We start from the raw sequence: 17,294 nt of genomic DNA, 5'->3' as shown, positions 1-17,294 counted from the left end.
GCAAGCAGTTTACGGCGGCGCATGGCCATGCCCTTGCACGCCTCGCGGCGCTGCGGACTGCAGTACAGTCGCGCACCCGCAACCAGCGCCACCCCGGCGCCCGATCCATTGGCCGCCGGCCTGGCCTGAACATGACAGATCCTGTTGACGTTTCCTTTTTTGCGCGCGCCGCAAAGCCTTTGACCAGCTACCGCCCGTACTGGGCCAAACGCTTTGGCACGGCAGCGTTCTTGCCGATGAGCCGCGCCGAGATGGAGCAGTTGGGCTGGGACTGCTGCGATGTCATCCTGGTGACGGGCGACGCCTATGTGGACCACCCGAGCTTCGGCATGGCGGTGATCGGCCGCACGCTGGAGGCGCAGGGCTTTCGCGTCGGCATCATTGCGCAGCCCGACTGGCACAGCGCCGAGCCGTTCCAGCGGCTGGGCAGGCCCGGGCTGTTCTGGGGCGTCACGGCGGGCAACATGGATTCGATGATCAACCGCTACACCGCCGAGCGCAAACTGCGCAGCGACGATGCCTACACCCCGGGCGACATCGGCGGCCGGCGCCCGGACCGCGCCGCCATCGTCTACAGCCAGCGCTGCCGCGAGGCGTACAAGGAGGTGCCGATCATCCTGGGCGGCATCGAAGCCAGCCTGCGCCGCATTGCCCACTATGACTACTGGAGCGACAAGGTGCGCCGCTCCATCGTGCTGGACGCCAAATGCGACCTGCTGCTGTACGGCAACGCCGAGCGCGCGCTGGTCGAGGTGGCCCACCGCCTGGCCGCCCGCGAGCCGATCGGGCAGATCACCGATGTGCGCGGCACGGCCTTCGTGCGCCGCCCGGGCGACGCCAGCGGGCAGGGCTGGTGCGAGATCGATTCGACCAGCGTCGATCAGCCCGGCCGCGTCCAGCAGCATGTCAACCCCTACCTCGACAGCGGCGCACAGACTGCGACACAGGCTGCGGTACAGACTGCGGTGCAAGGCAGCCGCTGCCGTCCGCAAGATGCTGCCGGCGCAGTGGCTGCGGGCGCAGGGGCCGCATCTGCCGCAGGCGACAAGGGCTACCAGCCGATCGGGTTCGTCGCCAACCCCGCGCTCAAGTCCAGGCCCAGGCCCAGGCCCGGGCTGGCGCCGCGCGAGCGCAGCGTGATCCGCCTGCCCGGCTACGAGCAGGTCAGGAGCGACCCCGTGCTCTATGCCCACGCCAGCCGCGTGCTGCACCAGGAGACCAACCCCGGCAACGCCCGCGCGCTGGTGCAGGCGCATGGCGCCGGCGCCTCGGCGCGCGATGTGTGGATCAACCCGCCGCCGATTCCGCTGAGCACGGCCGAGCTCGACCATGTGTTCGACCTGCCCTATGCCCGCAGCCCGCACCCGGTCTACGCGGACGAGAACGGGCGCCACGACGGCGCGAGCAAGATACCGGCCTGGGAGATGATCCGTTTTTCGGTCAACATCATGCGCGGCTGCTTTGGCGGTTGCAGCTTTTGCTCGATCACCGAGCATGAGGGCCGCATCATCCAGAGCCGCTCGGAGGACTCGATCATCCGGGAGATCGAGGACATCCGCGACAAGGTCGAGGGCTTTACCGGCACCATCTCCGACCTGGGCGGCCCGACGGCCAACATGTACCGCCTCGGCTGCCGCAGCCCCGAGATCGAAGCCGCCTGCCGCAAGCCCAGTTGCGTCTACCCCGGCATCTGCCAGAACCTGACCACCGGGCATGGCCCACTGGTGGCGCTGTACCGCCGCAGCCGGGCCGTGCCGGGCGTCCGGAAAATCCTGATCGGCTCCGGCCTGCGCTACGACCTGGCGCTGCAATCGCCCGAGTACATCAAGGAACTGGTGCAGCACCATGTGGGCGGCTACCTGAAAATCGCGCCCGAACACACCGAGCCCGGGCCGCTGGCCAAGATGATGAAGCCGGGCATCGCCAGCTACGAGCAATTTCGGCAACTGTTCGAGAAGTTCAGCGCCGAGGTCGGCAAAAAGCAGTTCCTGATTCCATACTTCATCGCCGCCCACCCGGGCACGAGCGACGAGGACATGCTGCGCTTGGCCATCTGGCTGAAAAAGAACGGCTTTCGCGCCGACCAGGTGCAGACCTTCTACCCCAGCCCGATGGCCAGTGCCACGGCCATGTACCACAGCGGCAAGAACCCGCTACGCAAGGTCGGCCGCGACAGCGAGGCCGTGGACATCGTGCGCGGCGAAAAGCGCCGCCGCCTGCACAAGGCATTTTTGCGCTACCACGACCCGAACAACTGGCCGCTGCTGCGCGCAGCGCTCAAAAGCATGGGCCGCGCAGACCTGATCGGCAATGGCCGCCAGCACCTGATTCCGGGCATGCAGCCGCTGACCGACGGCAGCTACCACAGCGCGCGCCGCAAAAACGCAACCCCCGCAACCCCGGTGGCCAGCGCACCGCCGAGCGTGCCGAAAGGCCGCCTGCTGACGCAGCACACCGGCCTGCCGCCGCGCCCGATCGGGGCCGCCAACCCGGTGGCGGGCAGGGGCTGGAAAAACAAGTGATTCCATCAATGGAATGAGGCGGCTCAGACCTGATCGACACTCAGGCCGGCGGTCTGGCCAAAGCCGGCGTCCACATAGACGATCTCTGCGGTCACGCCCGAGGCCAGGTCGGACAGCAAAAAGGCGGCCACATTGCCCACCTCGTCGAGGGTCACGTTGCGCCGCAACGGGCTGGCGCCGGCCACGCGGCCGAGCAGCTTGCCGAAGTCCTGGATGCCGCTGGCGGCCAGGGTCTTGATCGGGCCGGCGCTGATGCCGTTGGCACGGATGCTGCGGCCGTCTTCGGTGCGGCCCACGGCCTCGGCCAGGTAGCGCACCGAGGCTTCCAGACTGGCCTTGGCCAGGCCCATGGTGTTGTAGTTCGGGATGGCGCGCAGCGCGCCCAGGTACGACAGCGTCAGCAGCGCGGACCGGTCGTTCAGGTAGGGCAGGGCGGCCTTGGCCATGGCCGGGAAGCTGTAGGCGCTGATGTCGTGCGCGCTGCGAAAGCCCTCGCGCGACAGGCCGGCGAGAAAGTTGCCGGCCAGCGCCTCGCGCGGCGCAAAGCCGATGCTGTGCACCAAGCCATCGAAGCGCGGCCAGGTCTGGGCCAGGTCGGCAAACAGGCGCCCGATCTGCTCATCGCTGGCGACATCGCAGTCAAAGACCAGCCTGGAATCGAACTCGGCGGCAAAGTCGCCGGTGCGCGCCTTGAAGCGCTCGCCGACATAGCTGAAAGCCAGCTCGGCGCCCTGCGCGCGGCAGGCCCGGGCGATGCCGTAGGCGATGGAGCGGTTCGATAGCAGGCCCGTGATGAGCAGCTTTTTGCCGGTCAAAAAACCCATGGGTGTTCTCCTTTGGAATGCGGGACATTGGCGTTGCCGGCCCCGGCAGGGGCCCCTGCGCGCCGGTCGTTGGCCACGGTTGCCTGGCGCGCGGGGATACGAAACCGTCTGCGGCCGAAGACAAAACCGCCTGTGGCTTAGGGCAGAATTGTCGCATGCGGTTTTGGCTGATTTTCTTGCTGATGGTGTGCGCTGCTCCGGCCCGGGCCGCGCATGGCTATGCGCTGTGGGGCGACCTGAAATACCCGCCCGGGTTTGCCCATTTCGACTATGTGAACCCGGCGGCCCCCAAGGGCGGCGAACTGCGCATGGTGAGCAACCTGCGCTACTCCACCTTCGACAAGTACAACCCGTTCACGATGAAAGGCGCGGCGCCGGCCTACCTGGGCGATCTGCTGTTCGAGACCCTGCTCACCGGCTCGATGGACGAGACCGCCTCGGCCTACGGCCTGCTGGCCGAGAGCGTGGAGGTCGCGGCAGACCGGATGAGCGCCACTTTCCGGCTGCGCGCCGAGGCGCGCTTTCACAACGGCGAGCCGGTGCAGGGCGCCGATGTCAAGCACAGCTACGAGACCCTGACCGGCCCCCATGCCGCCCCCGGCTACGCCAGCATGCTGCAAGAGGTGGCGGGCCTGGAGGTGCTGGATGCGCGCACGGTGCGCTTTCGCTTCAGGCAGCCGCAACGCGAGTTGCCGCTGACCGTGGGCGGCATGCCGATTTTCAGCCGCGCCTGGGGCCGGCAGGCGGATGGCCGGGCCAAGCGCTTCGACGAGATCGTCACCGACACCCCGATCGGCAGCGGCCCGTACCGCATCGGGCCGGTGGCATTCGGCCGCGACATCACCTATGTGCGCGACCCGCAATACTGGGGCCGGCACCTGAACGTGAACCAGGGCGCTTACAACTTTGAGCGCATCACCATCAATATCTACAAGGACAATACCGCGCGGCTGGAGGCGATGAAGGCCGGCGAGTTCGACTTCATGACCGTCTATTCGGCCGGCGACTGGGCGCGCCGGATCAACGGCAAGCTCTTCGACCAGGGCGTGCTGGCCAAAGCGGAAATGCCGCACCAACTGCCTGCCGGGTTCCAGAGCTATGTGCTCAACACACGCCGCCCGCTGTTGCAGGATGTGCGCGTGCGCCAGGCGCTGGACCTGGCCCTGGACTATGAGTGGATGAACCGCCGGATGTTCTACGGCGGCTACGCCCGGGTCCAGGACCTGTTCGGCAACACCCGCTGCGCCGCCAGCGGCAGCCCCGGCCCCGAGGAACTGGCCTGGCTGACGCCCTGGCGCGGCCAAGTGCCCGAGGCCGTGTTCGGCCCCATGTACACCCCGCCGATGACCGAAGACGGGGGCCAGGGCCATTCGCTGCGCCAGAACCTGCGCCTGGCGCGCCAACTGCTGGCCGATGCGGGCTGGACCTACCGCGCCGGCGCGCTGCGCAACGCCCGCGACGAGCCGCTGGTGCTCGAATACATGGACAGCAAGGAGGTCGGCGTTCGCACCGTCGCATCGTGGATGCGCAACCTGGAAAAGCTCGGCATCAGGCTGCGCTTCGTGTCGGTGGACTTCGCCCTGTACCAGCAGCGCCTCGACAAGTTCGACTACGACATCATCACCCTGAATTTTCCCGGCACCTACAACCCGGGCCAGGCGATGCAGGAGTTGTTCGGCAGCCAAAGGGTGGATGTGGAAGGCGCCGCCAACTATGCCGGCGTGCGCAGCCCGGCGGTGGATGCGCTGGTCACGGCGCTCACCCGCGCGCGCAGCTTGGCCGAGTTGCTGCCCGTCTGCCGCGCGCTCGACCGCGTCATCATGCACAGCCACTACCTGATCCCGCAATGGCGCCTGGCCTCGCACCGCATCGTGTACAACCAAAAGCGCCTGGCCTACCAGCGGCCGATGCCCCCCTATGCCGATGCGCAGGCTTGGCTGATGTTCGCGTGGTGGAGCATCGGGTCGTGAGCGCCGCCCGGCCGCCCGAAGGCGCTCACACCGTAGCCGAAGGCGAAGGTGCTCCAGCGATCGCCGCCCGGCCGCCCGAAGGCGCTCACACCGTAGCCGCAGGCGAAGGTGTTCCAGCGAGCGCCGCCCTGTCACCACTACCATTGCTGCTGCCACCACGGCCCTGAACCCCATGCTCGCCTACAGCGCCAAACGCCTGCTGCTGATGCTGCCCACCTTGCTCGGGGTGCTGCTGGTGACGTTCGTGGTCATACAGTTCGTGCCCGGCGGCCCGGTCGAGCAGTACCTGGTCGAGGCGCGCATGGCGACGGCGGGCAAGGGCGGCGCTGCCCCATCCGACGGCCTGTCCTACCGCGGCAACCAGGGCGTGGACCCGAAGCGGCTGGCGCAGATCAAGGCGCTGTACGGTTTCGACAAGCCCGCGCACGAGCGCTTCTTGCAGATGCTGGGCCAGTTTGCGCGCTTCGATCTGGGCCAGAGCTTTTTTCAGAACAAGAGCGTCTGGAGCCTGGTCAAGGAGAAACTGCCGGTCTCCATCAGCCTGGGGCTGTGGACTTTTTTCATCAGCTACCTGGTGGCCGTGCCGCTGGGGGTGGCCAAGGCGGTGCGCGCCGGCTCGCGCTTCGATTTGGTGAGCACGCTGCTGATCTTGCTCGGCTATGCGATCCCGGGCTTTGTGCTGGGGGTGGTGCTGTTGGTGATCTTTGGCGGGCAACTGCAATGGTTCCCGCTGCGCGGCCTGACCTCGGCCCATTGGGATGCGCTGTCCTGGGGCGCGCGCATCGTCGACTACCTGTGGCACATCACGCTGCCGGTCACGGCCATGGTGCTGGGCAGTTTTGCCGTCACGGCGATGCTGACCAAGAACGCCTTTCTGGAAGAAATCCGCAAGCAATACGTGCTCACGGCCCGCGCCAAGGGCTTGTCCGAGCGCCAGGTGCTGTACCGGCATGTGTTTCGCAACGCGCTGATTCCGATCGTCACCGGCTTTCCGGCGGCGTTCATCGGCGCGTTCTTTGCCGGATCGCTGCTGATCGAGACGCTGTTCTCGCTCGACGGCCTGGGCCTGCTCAGCTACGAGAGCGTGATCCGCCGCGACTACCCGGTGGTGCTGGGCACGCTGTACCTGTTCACGCTGCTCGGGCTGCTGACCAAACTGGTCAGCGACCTGTGCTATGTGTGGGTCGACCCGCGCGTGAAGTTCGATTGAACCGCGCCGCCACCGACTGCGACCGCCCCGATGCGCCCCGCTCGTTCATCGCAATCGCCCGCGCGCCGCGCCTGGCTGCGCTTTCGGCGCAACCGGCTGGGCTACTGGAGCCTGCTGATCTTTGGCGCGCTGGTGCTGGCCAGCCTGTGCGCGGAACTGCTCAGCAACGACCGGCCGCTGATCGTGCACTACCAGGGGCAGAACTACTTTCCGATGTTCCGGGACTACCCCGAAACGACCTTCGGCGGAGACTTCGAGACCCCCGCCGACTACCTCGACCCCTTCATCCGCGCGCGCCTGAGCGCGGGCGACAACTGGGCGCTGTACACGCTGAACCCTTACGGGCCGGACACGCTGAACTACCATGCCCCGGCGCCCAGCCCCGCAGCGCCCTCGGGCGAGAACTGGCTGGGCACGGACGACCGGGGGCGCGACCTGCTGGCGCAACTGCTCTACGGCTTTCGCGTCAGCGTGCTGTTTGGCCTGGCGCTGACGGTCACCGGCGTGCTGCTGGGCGTGCTCACCGGCGCGCTGCAGGGCTTTCTGGGCGGCAAGACCGACCTGGCATTCCAGCGCTTCATCGAGATCTGGAGCGCCATGCCCGATCTGTACCTGCTGATCATCTTCAGCGCCTTGTTTGCGCCCAGCGTTGCGCTGCTGCTGGTGCTGCTGAGCCTGTTCGGCTGGATGAGCCTGTCGGACTACGTGCGCGCCGAGTTCCTGCGCAACCGCCAGCTCGACTACGTCAAGGCCGCGCGCGCATTGGGGGTGGGCAGCGGCCAGATCATCTGGCGCCACATCCTGCCCAACAGCCTGACGCCGGTGGTCACCTTTTTGCCGTTCCGCATGAGCGCGGCCATCCTGGCACTGACCTCGCTGGACTTTCTCGGCCTGGGCGTGCCGCCGGGCACACCGTCGCTCGGCGAGTTGCTCAGCCAGGGCAAGAACAACATCGACGCCTGGTGGATTTCGCTGTCCACCTTTGGCGTGCTGGTCATCACGCTGCTGCTGCTGACCTTCATGGGCGATGCGCTGCGCGATGCCCTCGATCCGCGAAAGTCCGACCGATGAGCCGGCCCGTCACAGACCCATCCGCGCCGCTGCCCCCCGGGGGGGGGGAGCATGGCGGCGCCCCGGAGCCATTGCTGCAAGTCAAAGACCTCGGTGTCCGCTTTGGCGCCAAGCAGGTGGTGCGGGGCCTGAACTTTGCCATCGCCGCCGGCGAAAAGCTGGCCCTGGTGGGCGAGTCCGGCTCGGGCAAAACCATCACCGCCTTGAGCCTGCTGCGCCTGGCTGGCGCGGCCGCCTGCACCGGCCAGGCGCTGCTGCAAGGGCGCGGCGACCTGCTGGCCATGCCCGAGCGCGAAATGCAGGGCGTGCGCGGCGGCGACATCGCGATGGTCTTTCAAGAGCCGATGAGCGCGCTCAACCCGCTGATGACCATAGGCCGGCAGATCGCCGAAATCCTGTGCCTGAAAAAAAGCCTGAGCGCCGCCCAAGGCGCGCAGACGGCCATCGAACTACTGGCCCAGACCGGCATTGCCGAGCCTGCGCGCCGGGCGAACAGCTTTGCGCACCAGCTCAGCGGCGGCCAGCGCCAGCGCGCGATGATCGCCATGGCCCTGGCCAGCGCGCCCCGGCTGCTGCTGGCCGATGAGCCGACCACGGCGCTGGATGTGACGCTGCGCGGCCAGATTCTGGAACTGTTGTCGAACCTGCAACGCCAGACCGGCATGGCCGTGCTGCTGATCACGCATGACCTGAACCTGGTGCGCCGCTTTGCCGACCGCGTGGCCGTGATGGAGCAGGGCGCCCTGGTCGAGCAGGGGCCGGTGGACGCCATATTCCGCGCCCCGCAGCAAACCTACACGCGCCGCCTGATCGCCAGCCAGCCGCGCCGCGCCGTGCGCGAGGAGCGCCCGCCCGACGGCGCGGCCCCGGTGCTGCAAACGCAGGACCTGCGCGTGGTCTACCCGATGGCGCTGCCCGGCCTGCGCGGCTGGTTCAGGAAGACCTCGTTCGTTGCGGTGCAAGCGGCCACGCTGCAACTGCTGCCGGGCCAGACCTTGGGCATCGTCGGCGAATCGGGCTCCGGCAAGTCCACGCTGGCGCAGGCCATCCTGGGCCTGCTGCCGCACAGCGGCCAGTTGCAGGTCGGCGGGCGGGCCTGGCAGCAACCGGCCACGCGCAACACGCAGGCCAACCAGCAACTGCGCCGCCGGGTGCAGGTGGTGTTCCAGGACCCGTTCTCCTCGCTGTCGCCGCGCCTGACGGTCGAGGAAATCGTCGGCGAAGGGCTCAAGGTGCACGAGCCGGCGCTCGATGCCGCCGAGCGCCGCCAGCGCGTGCAAGCAGCGCTGGCCGAGGTCGGGCTGCTCCAGGAGCAGGGGCCATCGGCGCAGTTGCTGGAGCGCTACCCGCATGAATTTTCCGGCGGCCAGCGCCAGCGCATCGCCATCGCCCGTGCCCTGATCGTGCAGCCGCAACTGCTGGTCCTCGACGAGCCTACCAGTGCGCTGGACGTGACCATACAGCAGCAGGTGCTGGGCCTGCTGCAACGCCTGCAGCGCGACAAGGGCCTGAGCTACCTGCTGATCACCCATGACGTGCAGGTGATCCGCGCGATGGCGCATGAGGTGCTGGTGATGCAGGACGGCGCGGTGCTCGAAAGCGGCAGCGTGAGCGCCGTGCTGGACGCGCCCCGGCATCCGTACACCCGGCGCCTGGTGGCGGCCGCTGCGCTGCCGGACCGGGATTGATGCCCGCTGCGCCCCGAGCGGACCGCGAAATCGCCGCAGACCATCATCCGCAGCGTGCTGCCACAGCCACCCGGCGTCGGCACACTCTGCGTGCATTCACCACATCATACGGCCCCGCCGACGTGATCGAGGAGAACACAGCATGACCCCAGCTTGCGCGCCGGCAACGGCGCCATCGACGGCGCCAGCGCCGCACCAGGACGGCGATTCCGTCATCCCGCCGCACCACGATCCGCGGCTCACCAACGAGGACCTTGCCCCGCTGCGCAAGCAGACCTGGGGCAGCTACAACATCTTTGCGTTCTGGATGTCCGACGTGCACAGCGTGGGCGGTTACCTGACGGCAGCGAGCTTGTTCAAGCTCGGCTTGACGAGCCTGCAAGTGCTGTTCGCGTTGCTGTCCGGGATTGTGATCGTGCAGTTTTTCTGCAACCTGGTTGCCAAGCCGAGCCAGATGACCGGCACGCCGTACCCGGTGATCTGCCGCGCGTCGTTCGGGGTGCGGGGAGCGAATATTCCGGCCATCATTCGCGGCCTGATCGCGGTGGCGTGGTACGGCATCCAGACCTATCTGGCGTCCTCGGCCTTCCTGGTGCTGGCGCTCCGGCTGGCGCCAGGGTTGGCGCCTTATGCGGATGTCGCACAGCACGGCTTCGTCGGCCTGTCGACGCTGGGCTGGGCCGGCTTTTTGCTGCTGTGGGTGTTGCAGGCCATGGTGTTCTGGCACGGCATGGAATCGATCCGCAAGTTCATCGACTGGGCAGGCCCGGCGGTGTATGTGGTGATGATCGTGCTGGCCCTGTGGCTGGTGCACAAAGCGGGCTGGCAGAACATCAACCTGACGCTGGGCACGGTCAAGTACCAGGGCTGGGACGCGGTGCCGGTCATCCTCGGTGCGATCGCATTGGTGGTGTCGTACTTCTCCGGCCCGATGCTGAATTTTGGTGACTTCTCCCGCTATGGCAAGGATTTCGACGCCGTCAAGCGCGGCAATTTCTGGGGCCTGCCGGTGAACTTCCTCGGCTTTGCGCTGCTGACCGTCATCACCACCTCGGCAACGCTGCCGGTGTTCAAGGAGTTGATCACCGATCCGGTGGCCATCGTCGCCCGCATCGACAGCGTGACTGCCGTGGTGCTGGGCGCGCTGACTTTCATGGTCGCCACCATCGGCATCAACATCGTCGCCAACTTCGTGTCGCCGGCGTTCGACTTCTCCAACGTGGCGCCGCAGCACATCAGTTGGCGCACGGGCGGCATGATTGCCGCCGTGGCGTCGATCTTCATCACACCCTGGAACCTCTATGGCAACCCCGAGGTGATCCACTACACGATAGACATACTGGGCGCCTGCATCGGCCCGCTGTTCGGCATCCTGATCGCCGACTACTACCTGGTGCGCCGCCAGCGGGTGGATGTGGATGACCTGTACACGCTCAGCCCCGGCGGCCGCTATTGGTACCGCAACGGCATCAACCCGGTCGCCGTCTGGACGCTGATTCCGGCTGCGCTGATTCCGATGGCGTGCGTGGTGTTCAGCAGTCTGCACGGTTTGGCCAACTACAGTTGGTTTATCGGCATGGGCATCGCGCTGCTGCTGTACACCGCGCTGAGCCGCCGCCGGCCCGTTTCCATCTGAACGCCTGCGCACCGATGGACATACGCATCGTCGACCCCGACCCCCGGCATGACGGCGCCGATCGGCCACGGGGCGCAGCCGCGCCGGGCACGCGCGGCATGGCGCGCAGCCCGAAGGGGAGGTCCGGTTTCAGCGCCAGCCGCTACGCCATGACGCCTCAATGCCTTGAACGGACGGCCCGTAGCGTGCCGACGCGGTCATCGGCAGTTGTCCGCAGCCATTGCGTCAGGCGCTGCGCGGCCAGGCGCAGGGATGCGCGCGCGGCGCGCCATCCTGCGCCCATCACGCGCCATCGGGTCGCGTTTCATTGCGGCGTTTCGCCTTCGATGGTGATGCGGTTGAGCACCCGCTCGGCTTCGCCATAGTCGTGAACGGCGTAGTGCATGGTGCAGCGGTTGTCCCACATCACGACATCGCCTGGCTGCCACATGTGGCGGTAGATGTTGTCCGGGCTCGTCGAATGCTGATACAGGAAGTCGAGCAGCGGGCGGCTTTCCTCGGCCGTCATGCCATCGATGAGTTGCGCCGTTTCGCGGTGGCCGACATACAGCGCCTTGCGGCCGGTCTCCGGATGGGTGCGCACCAGCGGATGCACGGCCGACGGCAGGCTGGCCGCATCGGCGCCCATCATGCGGCCCAGGCGCAAGCCGACGAATTTCACGCGCAGGCCCTCCAGTGCGCCTTTCATCGTCGGCGACAGCCGGTCGTAAGACAGGCACTGGTTGCACCACATGGTGTCGCCCCCGTGGGGCACCGTCACGGCCGAAAGGATCGAAATCTTGGGCGGGACCGGTATGTACGGCGAGTCGTAGTGCCAGGCCTCGGTCGATGCGGTCGCCTTGGGGATTTTGGTCACTTGCACGATCTCGGGGTGCGATTCGATGTGCTTGATCAGCGGGTTGGTGTTCAACGGCGTGCCCCAGCAGCGGGCGAATTCGACCTGGGCTGCAGGCTGCAACTGCTGGCCACGGTAAACCAGCACGCAATGCGTGAGGAAGGCGTCGTGCAGCGCGGCGAATGTCGCATCGTCGACAGGTTTGTTCAGATCGATGCCTTCGACGCTGGCGCCGATGGAACCGGTCAGCGGTGTCACTTTGGGCTTTGTCATCTCGTCTCCTCACGGTTCAATCGATGGTCAGGACGATCTTGCCGAAATGCCGACTCTCCATCATGTAGGCATGGGCTGCATGGATGTCGTCCAGCGCAAAACTGCGGTCGATGGCCCAGCGGATGCGGCCGTCCTTCAGGAACGGGAGCATGTCGCGCGCGCAGGCCTGCACACACTGGATTCGCTGCTGTTCGGAGCGGGTGCGGAAGGTGACGCCGATCAGCTTCAGGCGCTTGAGCCAGAGCTGTTCGAGGTCGAGCTGCGCGTTGCGCCCTCCCAGCCTGGCAATGTTCACGTAACGCCCCCCTACCGCCATGCTCTGCACGTTGGCTTCGAACACCGGCGCGCCGACCTGGTCGATCACGACATCGACGCCGCGCTTTCCGGTTGCGGACATCACCTGCTCGACCTGCGACTGGCTCGACGAATCGATGCCCACATCGACGCCGAACTGCGCCAGGCGCGCCAGTTTTTCTGCCGAGCGGGACATCGCCATCACGGGACGGGCCGGCCAAAGCGCAGCGATCTGCAGCGCCGCCCAGGCCACGCCGCCTGATGCGCCATTGACGAGGATCGACTCGCCCGGCTGCAACTGTCCGTTGGTGATCACCGCATCGTGCGCGGTGATGAATGCATTCGGAAACGACGCCGCCTCGATCCAGGAGACGGTGGACGGCACCGGCATGATGGCCAGCGGATCTGCAAGGACGAATTGCGCCTGGCACGCGCGCCCATGTCCCATGACGCGGTCGCCCTCGCGCCATGCAGTGACTTCGCTGCCGACTTCGGCGACTTCGCCGGCAAATTCCACGCCGACCGTCATCGGGTCGCCGGCGCGCCTGTCTCTGGCCTGCGTGATCTCGCCGCGGTTGAGCCCGGATGCGCGTGCGCGCACGAGCACCTGGCCAGGCCCGACCGTGGGCCGGGCGATCTCCTGCACTTCGATGCGCCCGCCATCGGGATGCGCAATGACTCTGACTGCTTTCATGTATTTCTCCAAGGGTTGCAGGTTGCCGGCGTCACGCGGCGCGAGCGCGGGCACGTATCGATTCGAGCAGCGAGAGGGCGCGCTGCGCGGCCTCGCTTGCGCCCGCGTGCGCGCCCCGCACATAGGCCGGGCGCAGGTCTTCGATGGCGCCGAGGGCCGCGACCGCCTGCGCGTCGGCCACACTCAGCCGGCGCAACTCGTTCACGACGAGAAGGTAGGTGTGCACCACATCTTGCGCGGGCTGCGTGGCGCCCAGCCGGTGCAGATGGGCATTGAGCCAGTGTGAGCCGGCGAGCATCGCCGCCTCGATGAGGATTTCATGCTCGTCCAGGCCGCACTTGCGCATGGAGCGCTCGATGCGCCGTGCTGCTGCTTCATGGTCCTCGGGCTTCATGGCTTACTCCAAAGGGCAGAGGTCCAAAGGGCAGAGGCGGTTCAGGACGGCCATGCATTGCCCGTGCGCCTGCGCGCAGGCGTCGATGATTTCCGGTGTCGGCTTGCAGCCCTCGCGCACGCACGGATCGCGGTGCTCTTCGATGCGCTCCATCGCGTGCATCATCTGTGCGACATCCTCGGGAACCGGGGCCTCGATCACCGGGCGCCCGACATGCAGCACATCGCCGAGCGCGCCGAACTTCGGCACCAGGCGGCCGTCGGGCTGCGGCACCAAGTAGACACCCGGTTGCATCGCGTAGGCCTCCACGGGATCGGTCACGCCGCAGCGATGAAGCGCCGCATTGACGGCATGCGTGCCCGACATCATGGTGGCCCAGAACCAGAGCTCGAAATCATCCAGCGGGTCGAGCCGCGCCCGCAGCCGGTTCAGCTTGACGACCTTGTTCAGATGACCCGGGATCTGCATGACTTCACTTTCAGACGATGGCGGCAACTGTAGTCGGCCGATTCGACCGAGTCAACAAGTCCTATATAGGACAAACACCTATGTACCGATACGAAGTTCCTCTGTTTACTTGCCATAGAGTGAAGGCGCTGTGCCCATGCTTACCTCATCCTATATAGGAGTATTCAACATCATGCCAAGAGGCATCATCCTGCACACGGCCGATAACGTCGCCACCTTGATCGACCCCGCCAGGGACGGCCAGACCTGCACACTGCAAGGCGAGGTTGCTGGCCAGGTCATCGCGCGGCAAGACATCGCGTTCGGCCACAAGATCTGCATCGCGCCGATCCCCTTGGGCGCCAACGTGCTCAAGTACGGGCAGGTCATTGGCCGTGCCACGCGGGCCATCGCTGCGGGAGAGCACGCCCATGTGCACAACGTCGATTCGGCGCGTGCCCGCGGCGACCGGCAGGAACGCCAGGAAGTTCGGCCATGAGCAAGACATTTCTCGGCTTTCGGCGCGGACACGGTCCCGCCGGCGTGCGCAACGGGATCGCCGTCATCTCTGTGATGGACAACTGCAATCCGGCGACGCGCGCGATTGCGCAAGCCGTGGACGCAACCCTTGCCGTCACCACGTCGTTCGTGCGCGGCCAGTTCGGCGCCGATCTCGAGTTCGCTCTCGATTCGCTGGCGGGACTGGGGCGCAATCCGAACATCGCAGGCGTTCTGCTGGTGGGTCTCGAAGAATCGTCCACGGAAGAAGTGGCGCGCCGCATCCGTCCGGCGGGCAAGCCGGTGGAGGTCGTGCACCTGCAGCCCAATGGCACGATCGAGTGCGTGGCGCAGGGAACGCGCCTTGCGGCGCGCATGGTGCGGCAGGCTTCGCAAATGAGGCGCCAGCCCTGTCCGATGTCGGACCTGGTCATGGGCGTCGAGTGCGGAGGGTCGGACACCACGTCCGGCCTGAGCTGCAACCCGACGATCGGGCGTGCCGCCGACCGGCTGATCGATGCCGGCGGGACGGTCATCATCTCGGAAACCTCCGAGTTCATCGGCGCCGAGCATCTGTTCGCAGCCCGCGCGGTGGACGCCACGGTCAGGCAGGCGTTCCTGAATGCCGTGCAGGGCATGGAAGCCATGGCGGTGGCGCGCGGCGTCGATATGCGCGACTCGCAGCCCGCGCCCGACAACAAGCGCGGCGGGCTTAGCACCGTCGAGGAGAAGGCGCTGGGCGCATTGGCCAAGGCGGGCAAAAGCCCGCTCGTGGGCGTGCTGAGCTATGGCCAGGCGCCGGCGCGCAAGGGGCTGCACTTCATGGATGCGCCCTCGGGCGCGGTCGAGAACCTGACGGGCCTTGCCGCCGGCGGCTGCCAACTGATCTGCTTTGGCACCGGCGTCGGCAACCCGATCGGCAACATGGTGGCGCCAACGATCAAGATCTGCGGCAACGTCAACACCGTGCATTCGATGCGCGACAACATCGATTTCGATGTCAGTGCGATCTTCGAGTCCTCGGCCAAAATTGCGGACCTGGGCGACCAGCTCTACGACTACGTGGCCGAGGTCGGCTCAGGCACCCGCATCAGCAGCGAGATCCTGAACATCCGCGAAACGGCCGTCAGCCGGTTCGAACGCAGCCTCTGAGTGTGCCGGCATGACCAAGCTCGAGCGCATCTCCAACGCCATCATCGAAGCCATCGAATCGGGCGCATTGCGCGAGGGCCATCGCCTGCCGTCCGAGGAAGAGCTCGCCGTGCAGCACCGGGTGAGCGTGGGCACCATGCAAAAGGCGCTGGCGCGGCTGGCCCACGTCGGGCTCATCCGCCGCGAGCATGGGCGCGGGACTTTCATCTCCGGGCACAAGGTGGCCCCGGCCGACGTGCGGCACCTGCGCTTTCTCGACGAGCAAGGCCATCCGCTCACGTCCTACGTCCACGCCCATGGCGTCAAGCGCATGAAGCGCAAGGGGCCCTGGTCAGATTTTCTGGAAGGCCAGGCGTTCGTGCGCGTCGATCGCACGATCAACATCGGCGGAAAGTTCGACCTCAGCAGCGAATTTTGGCTGCGCGAGGAAGATTTCGACAAACTCGGCGGCGTGGAGCGCCAGGAACTGGAAAGCAATCTGCGCGAACTCCTGCTGCATCGGCTGGCCCTGCCCACGCTGCGGGTGGATCAATGGATCCGCTTTGCGCCGCCCACGGCGGTTGCGGTCCGCGCGCTCGGTCTGGACCCGGAAAAGCCGGGCTTTCTGATGGAACTGCGCGGCTACACGCTCAGGGACAAGCCGCTGTACTACCAGCGCGTCTGCGCAGGCCCCTTTTCCGAGCGGCTGGTGATCGTGCGCCAGGGTCCTCAGGTCGATGGCCCGCCATGACGAACCATTCCATCGCGACCTTGACGGACTGGAGCGCCCAAATCCTGGCGTCGTGCCAGGTCCCGGCCGAGGATGCGCTGCAGGCGGCGCAACTGCTGGTGCGCAGCGAACTGCGCGGCTACGCGACCCACGGCATGGCGCGCCTGCCATCGTATGTCGAGCGCCTGCTGGCCCAGGATTTCAACCCGAGCGCGCGCTTGCGCCAGCGCGAGTTTCCCGGCGGGGTCGTGCTCGATGCCGACGGCGCGATGGGCCAGATCGCCGGCGCCCGCGCCGTGCGGCTCGCGTTGCAGGGGCTCGAGCGCAGCGCCAGCGTGCTGGTGGCCATCCAGTCCTGCGGCCACATGGGCGCGCTCGGTGTCTACGCGCTGCTTGCCGCCGAAGCCGGCGCGATGTGCCTGGTCGGACAACGCACGCCGCCGCTGCTCGCGATGGAGGGCTTCACCGGCGCAGCGATCGGGCATAACCCGATCGCGTTCGGCTGTCCTGCGCCGGGCGGGTCGCCTATCGTCTTCGACATCGCCTGCAGCGTGGCGGCGCGCGGGCATGTGCTGGTGGCCGAGCGCGAGGGGCGCGACATTCCCGCTGGCTGGGCTCTCGATTCCCAAGGGTGCCCGACCACCGATCCCCAGGCGGCGCTGGCCGGCGCGCTGCTGCCGATGGGGGGGCACAAGGGCATCGGCATCGCGATGGTGGTCGAGTGCCTGGCCGGCGCACTGGCGGCCAGCGCCGCGTCGTTTGCGCCGCAGTGGCAGCAGGTGCCGACTTCAGGCGCCGTGGGCCGGCAAAGCGCATTCATCTGGATGCTCAGGCCGCAGGCGTTCGCGCCACAGCCCCTGCGGGACGACTACATGCGCCAGTGGATCGACCACTACCGCGCTTGCGGCGGCGCACACGCGCGCCTGCCGGGGCAGCGCGCTGCCGAACAGGAGCAGCGGGCGCAACGGATGGGCATCGAACTGCCCGAGCGCCTGGTGCATCAATTGCGCGCGCTCGGAACGAGTCGGCAACTGGCTTTTCCCGCCTGAGCGTCCCATCCATACGAGACATGGCCAG

Annotated in this window: 16 protein-coding genes; 11 read left to right on the top strand and 5 right to left on the bottom strand. The window is 67.1% G+C overall.

Annotated elements, in window-relative coordinates:
• The first annotated feature begins 131 nt into the window (after positions 1–131).
• Positions 132–2,522: a YgiQ family radical SAM protein gene (locus VEIS_RS18470; protein ID WP_011811513.1), complete on the top strand. Its 2,391-nt coding sequence runs from the start codon at positions 132–134 to the stop codon at positions 2,520–2,522.
• A gap of 23 nt (positions 2,523–2,545) precedes the next feature.
• On the opposite strand, the gene fabI is transcribed toward VEIS_RS18470, so the two are convergent.
• Positions 2,546–3,346, bottom strand: coding sequence for an enoyl-ACP reductase FabI (fabI, locus tag VEIS_RS18465; protein WP_011811512.1), 801 nt, complete (start codon positions 3,344–3,346; stop codon positions 2,546–2,548).
• Positions 3,347–3,501: 155 nt separating this feature from the next.
• On the opposite strand from fabI, the gene VEIS_RS18460 reads away from it, so the two are divergent.
• From VEIS_RS18460 to VEIS_RS18440, 6 genes are all read left to right on the top strand, one after another.
• Positions 3,502–5,316, top strand: coding sequence for an ABC transporter substrate-binding protein (locus VEIS_RS18460; protein WP_041950183.1), 1,815 nt, complete (start codon positions 3,502–3,504; stop codon positions 5,314–5,316).
• Positions 5,313–5,483 (top strand): hypothetical protein, encoded by a 171-nt coding sequence (locus tag VEIS_RS29910; protein ID WP_198137897.1) that lies wholly within the window; start codon positions 5,313–5,315, stop codon positions 5,481–5,483. The genes VEIS_RS18460 and VEIS_RS29910 overlap by 4 nt, the downstream gene beginning before the upstream one ends.
• A 5-nt stretch (positions 5,484–5,488) precedes the next feature.
• Positions 5,489–6,526 carry a microcin C ABC transporter permease YejB gene (gene yejB / locus VEIS_RS18455; protein ID WP_011811510.1) on the top strand — a complete coding sequence of 346 codons (1,038 nt, stop codon included), beginning with the start codon at positions 5,489–5,491 and terminating at the stop codon, positions 6,524–6,526.
• A gap of 30 nt (positions 6,527–6,556) precedes the next feature.
• A complete protein-coding gene (locus VEIS_RS18450) occupies positions 6,557–7,597 on the top strand; it encodes an ABC transporter permease (RefSeq protein ID WP_011811509.1) in 1,041 nt (346 codons plus the stop codon).
• Positions 7,594–9,285, top strand: a complete 1,692-nt coding sequence (locus tag VEIS_RS18445) for an ABC transporter ATP-binding protein (protein ID WP_011811508.1) — start codon at positions 7,594–7,596, stop codon at positions 9,283–9,285. Before VEIS_RS18450 ends, VEIS_RS18445 begins: the two co-directional genes overlap by 4 nt.
• 142 nt (positions 9,286–9,427) lie before the next feature.
• Positions 9,428–10,921 carry an NCS1 family nucleobase:cation symporter-1 gene (locus VEIS_RS18440; protein WP_011811507.1) on the top strand — a complete coding sequence of 498 codons (1,494 nt, stop codon included), beginning with the start codon at positions 9,428–9,430 and terminating at the stop codon, positions 10,919–10,921.
• A 304-nt stretch (positions 10,922–11,225) separates the two neighbouring features.
• Here the strand turns inward: VEIS_RS18440 and VEIS_RS18435 are convergent, their stop codons facing one another.
• Genes VEIS_RS18435 through VEIS_RS18420 form a run of 4 tightly spaced genes read right to left on the bottom strand, consistent with a single transcriptional unit; the run spans position 11,226 to position 13,879 of the window.
• A complete protein-coding gene (locus tag VEIS_RS18435; RefSeq protein WP_011811506.1) occupies positions 11,226–12,029 on the bottom strand; it encodes a TauD/TfdA dioxygenase family protein in 804 nt (267 codons plus the stop codon).
• Between the two features lie 16 nt (positions 12,030–12,045).
• Positions 12,046–13,017 carry a quinone oxidoreductase family protein gene (locus VEIS_RS18430; RefSeq protein ID WP_011811505.1) on the bottom strand — a complete coding sequence of 324 codons (972 nt, stop codon included), beginning with the start codon at positions 13,015–13,017 and terminating at the stop codon, positions 12,046–12,048.
• 31 nt (positions 13,018–13,048) lie between these two features.
• Positions 13,049–13,411 (bottom strand): hypothetical protein, encoded by a 363-nt coding sequence (locus VEIS_RS18425; RefSeq protein WP_011811504.1) that lies wholly within the window; start codon positions 13,409–13,411, stop codon positions 13,049–13,051.
• A gap of 3 nt (positions 13,412–13,414) precedes the next feature.
• Positions 13,415–13,879, bottom strand: a complete 465-nt coding sequence (locus tag VEIS_RS18420) for a hypothetical protein (RefSeq protein ID WP_011811503.1) — start codon at positions 13,877–13,879, stop codon at positions 13,415–13,417.
• Positions 13,880–14,015: 136 nt separating this feature from the next.
• Here VEIS_RS18420 and VEIS_RS18415 point away from each other — a divergent pair, with 136 nt between their 5' ends.
• From VEIS_RS18415 to VEIS_RS18400, 4 genes are read left to right on the top strand one after another with little or no spacing between them, the layout of a single operon-like run.
• Positions 14,016–14,357 (top strand): UxaA family hydrolase, encoded by a 342-nt coding sequence (locus tag VEIS_RS18415; protein WP_011811502.1) that lies wholly within the window; start codon positions 14,016–14,018, stop codon positions 14,355–14,357.
• A complete protein-coding gene (locus tag VEIS_RS18410; protein WP_011811501.1) occupies positions 14,354–15,508 on the top strand; it encodes a UxaA family hydrolase in 1,155 nt (384 codons plus the stop codon). Before VEIS_RS18415 ends, VEIS_RS18410 begins: the two co-directional genes overlap by 4 nt.
• A gap of 10 nt (positions 15,509–15,518) precedes the next feature.
• Positions 15,519–16,238 (top strand): GntR family transcriptional regulator, encoded by a 720-nt coding sequence (locus VEIS_RS18405; protein WP_011811500.1) that lies wholly within the window; start codon positions 15,519–15,521, stop codon positions 16,236–16,238.
• On the top strand, positions 16,235–17,266 hold the full coding sequence (locus tag VEIS_RS18400) for an Ldh family oxidoreductase (protein ID WP_011811499.1): 1,032 nt from the start codon (positions 16,235–16,237) through the stop codon (positions 17,264–17,266). Before VEIS_RS18405 ends, VEIS_RS18400 begins: the two co-directional genes overlap by 4 nt.
• Positions 17,267–17,294 lie beyond the last annotated feature (28 nt).

The sequence above is a fragment of the Verminephrobacter eiseniae EF01-2 genome, assembly GCF_000015565.1.
Taxonomy (GTDB): Bacteria; Pseudomonadota; Gammaproteobacteria; order Burkholderiales; family Burkholderiaceae_C; genus Acidovorax; species Acidovorax eiseniae.
This window is presented reverse-complemented; position numbering and strand designations above follow the sequence as displayed.

Bases quoted from the DNA above. Each gene is read 5' to 3' on its own strand.
- VEIS_RS18470 (WP_011811513.1), top strand. From the start codon at position 132: ATGACAGATCCTGTTGACGTTTCCTTTTTTGCGCGCGCCGCAAAGCCT.
- fabI (WP_011811512.1), bottom strand. From the start codon at position 3,346: ATGGGTTTTTTGACCGGCAAAAAGCTGCTCATCACGGGCCTGCTATCG.
- VEIS_RS18460 (WP_041950183.1), top strand. From the start codon at position 3,502: ATGCGGTTTTGGCTGATTTTCTTGCTGATGGTGTGCGCTGCTCCGGCC.
- yejB (WP_011811510.1), top strand. From the start codon at position 5,489: ATGCTCGCCTACAGCGCCAAACGCCTGCTGCTGATGCTGCCCACCTTG.
- VEIS_RS18450 (WP_011811509.1), top strand. From the start codon at position 6,557: ATGCGCCCCGCTCGTTCATCGCAATCGCCCGCGCGCCGCGCCTGGCTG.
- VEIS_RS18445 (WP_011811508.1), top strand. From the start codon at position 7,594: ATGAGCCGGCCCGTCACAGACCCATCCGCGCCGCTGCCCCCCGGGGGG.
- VEIS_RS18440 (WP_011811507.1), top strand. From the start codon at position 9,428: ATGACCCCAGCTTGCGCGCCGGCAACGGCGCCATCGACGGCGCCAGCG.
- VEIS_RS18435 (WP_011811506.1), bottom strand. From the start codon at position 12,029: ATGACAAAGCCCAAAGTGACACCGCTGACCGGTTCCATCGGCGCCAGC.
- VEIS_RS18430 (WP_011811505.1), bottom strand. From the start codon at position 13,017: ATGAAAGCAGTCAGAGTCATTGCGCATCCCGATGGCGGGCGCATCGAA.
- VEIS_RS18425 (WP_011811504.1), bottom strand. From the start codon at position 13,411: ATGAAGCCCGAGGACCATGAAGCAGCAGCACGGCGCATCGAGCGCTCC.
- VEIS_RS18420 (WP_011811503.1), bottom strand. From the start codon at position 13,879: ATGCAGATCCCGGGTCATCTGAACAAGGTCGTCAAGCTGAACCGGCTG.
- VEIS_RS18415 (WP_011811502.1), top strand. From the start codon at position 14,016: ATGCTTACCTCATCCTATATAGGAGTATTCAACATCATGCCAAGAGGC.
- VEIS_RS18410 (WP_011811501.1), top strand. From the start codon at position 14,354: ATGAGCAAGACATTTCTCGGCTTTCGGCGCGGACACGGTCCCGCCGGC.
- VEIS_RS18405 (WP_011811500.1), top strand. From the start codon at position 15,519: ATGACCAAGCTCGAGCGCATCTCCAACGCCATCATCGAAGCCATCGAA.
- VEIS_RS18400 (WP_011811499.1), top strand. From the start codon at position 16,235: ATGACGAACCATTCCATCGCGACCTTGACGGACTGGAGCGCCCAAATC.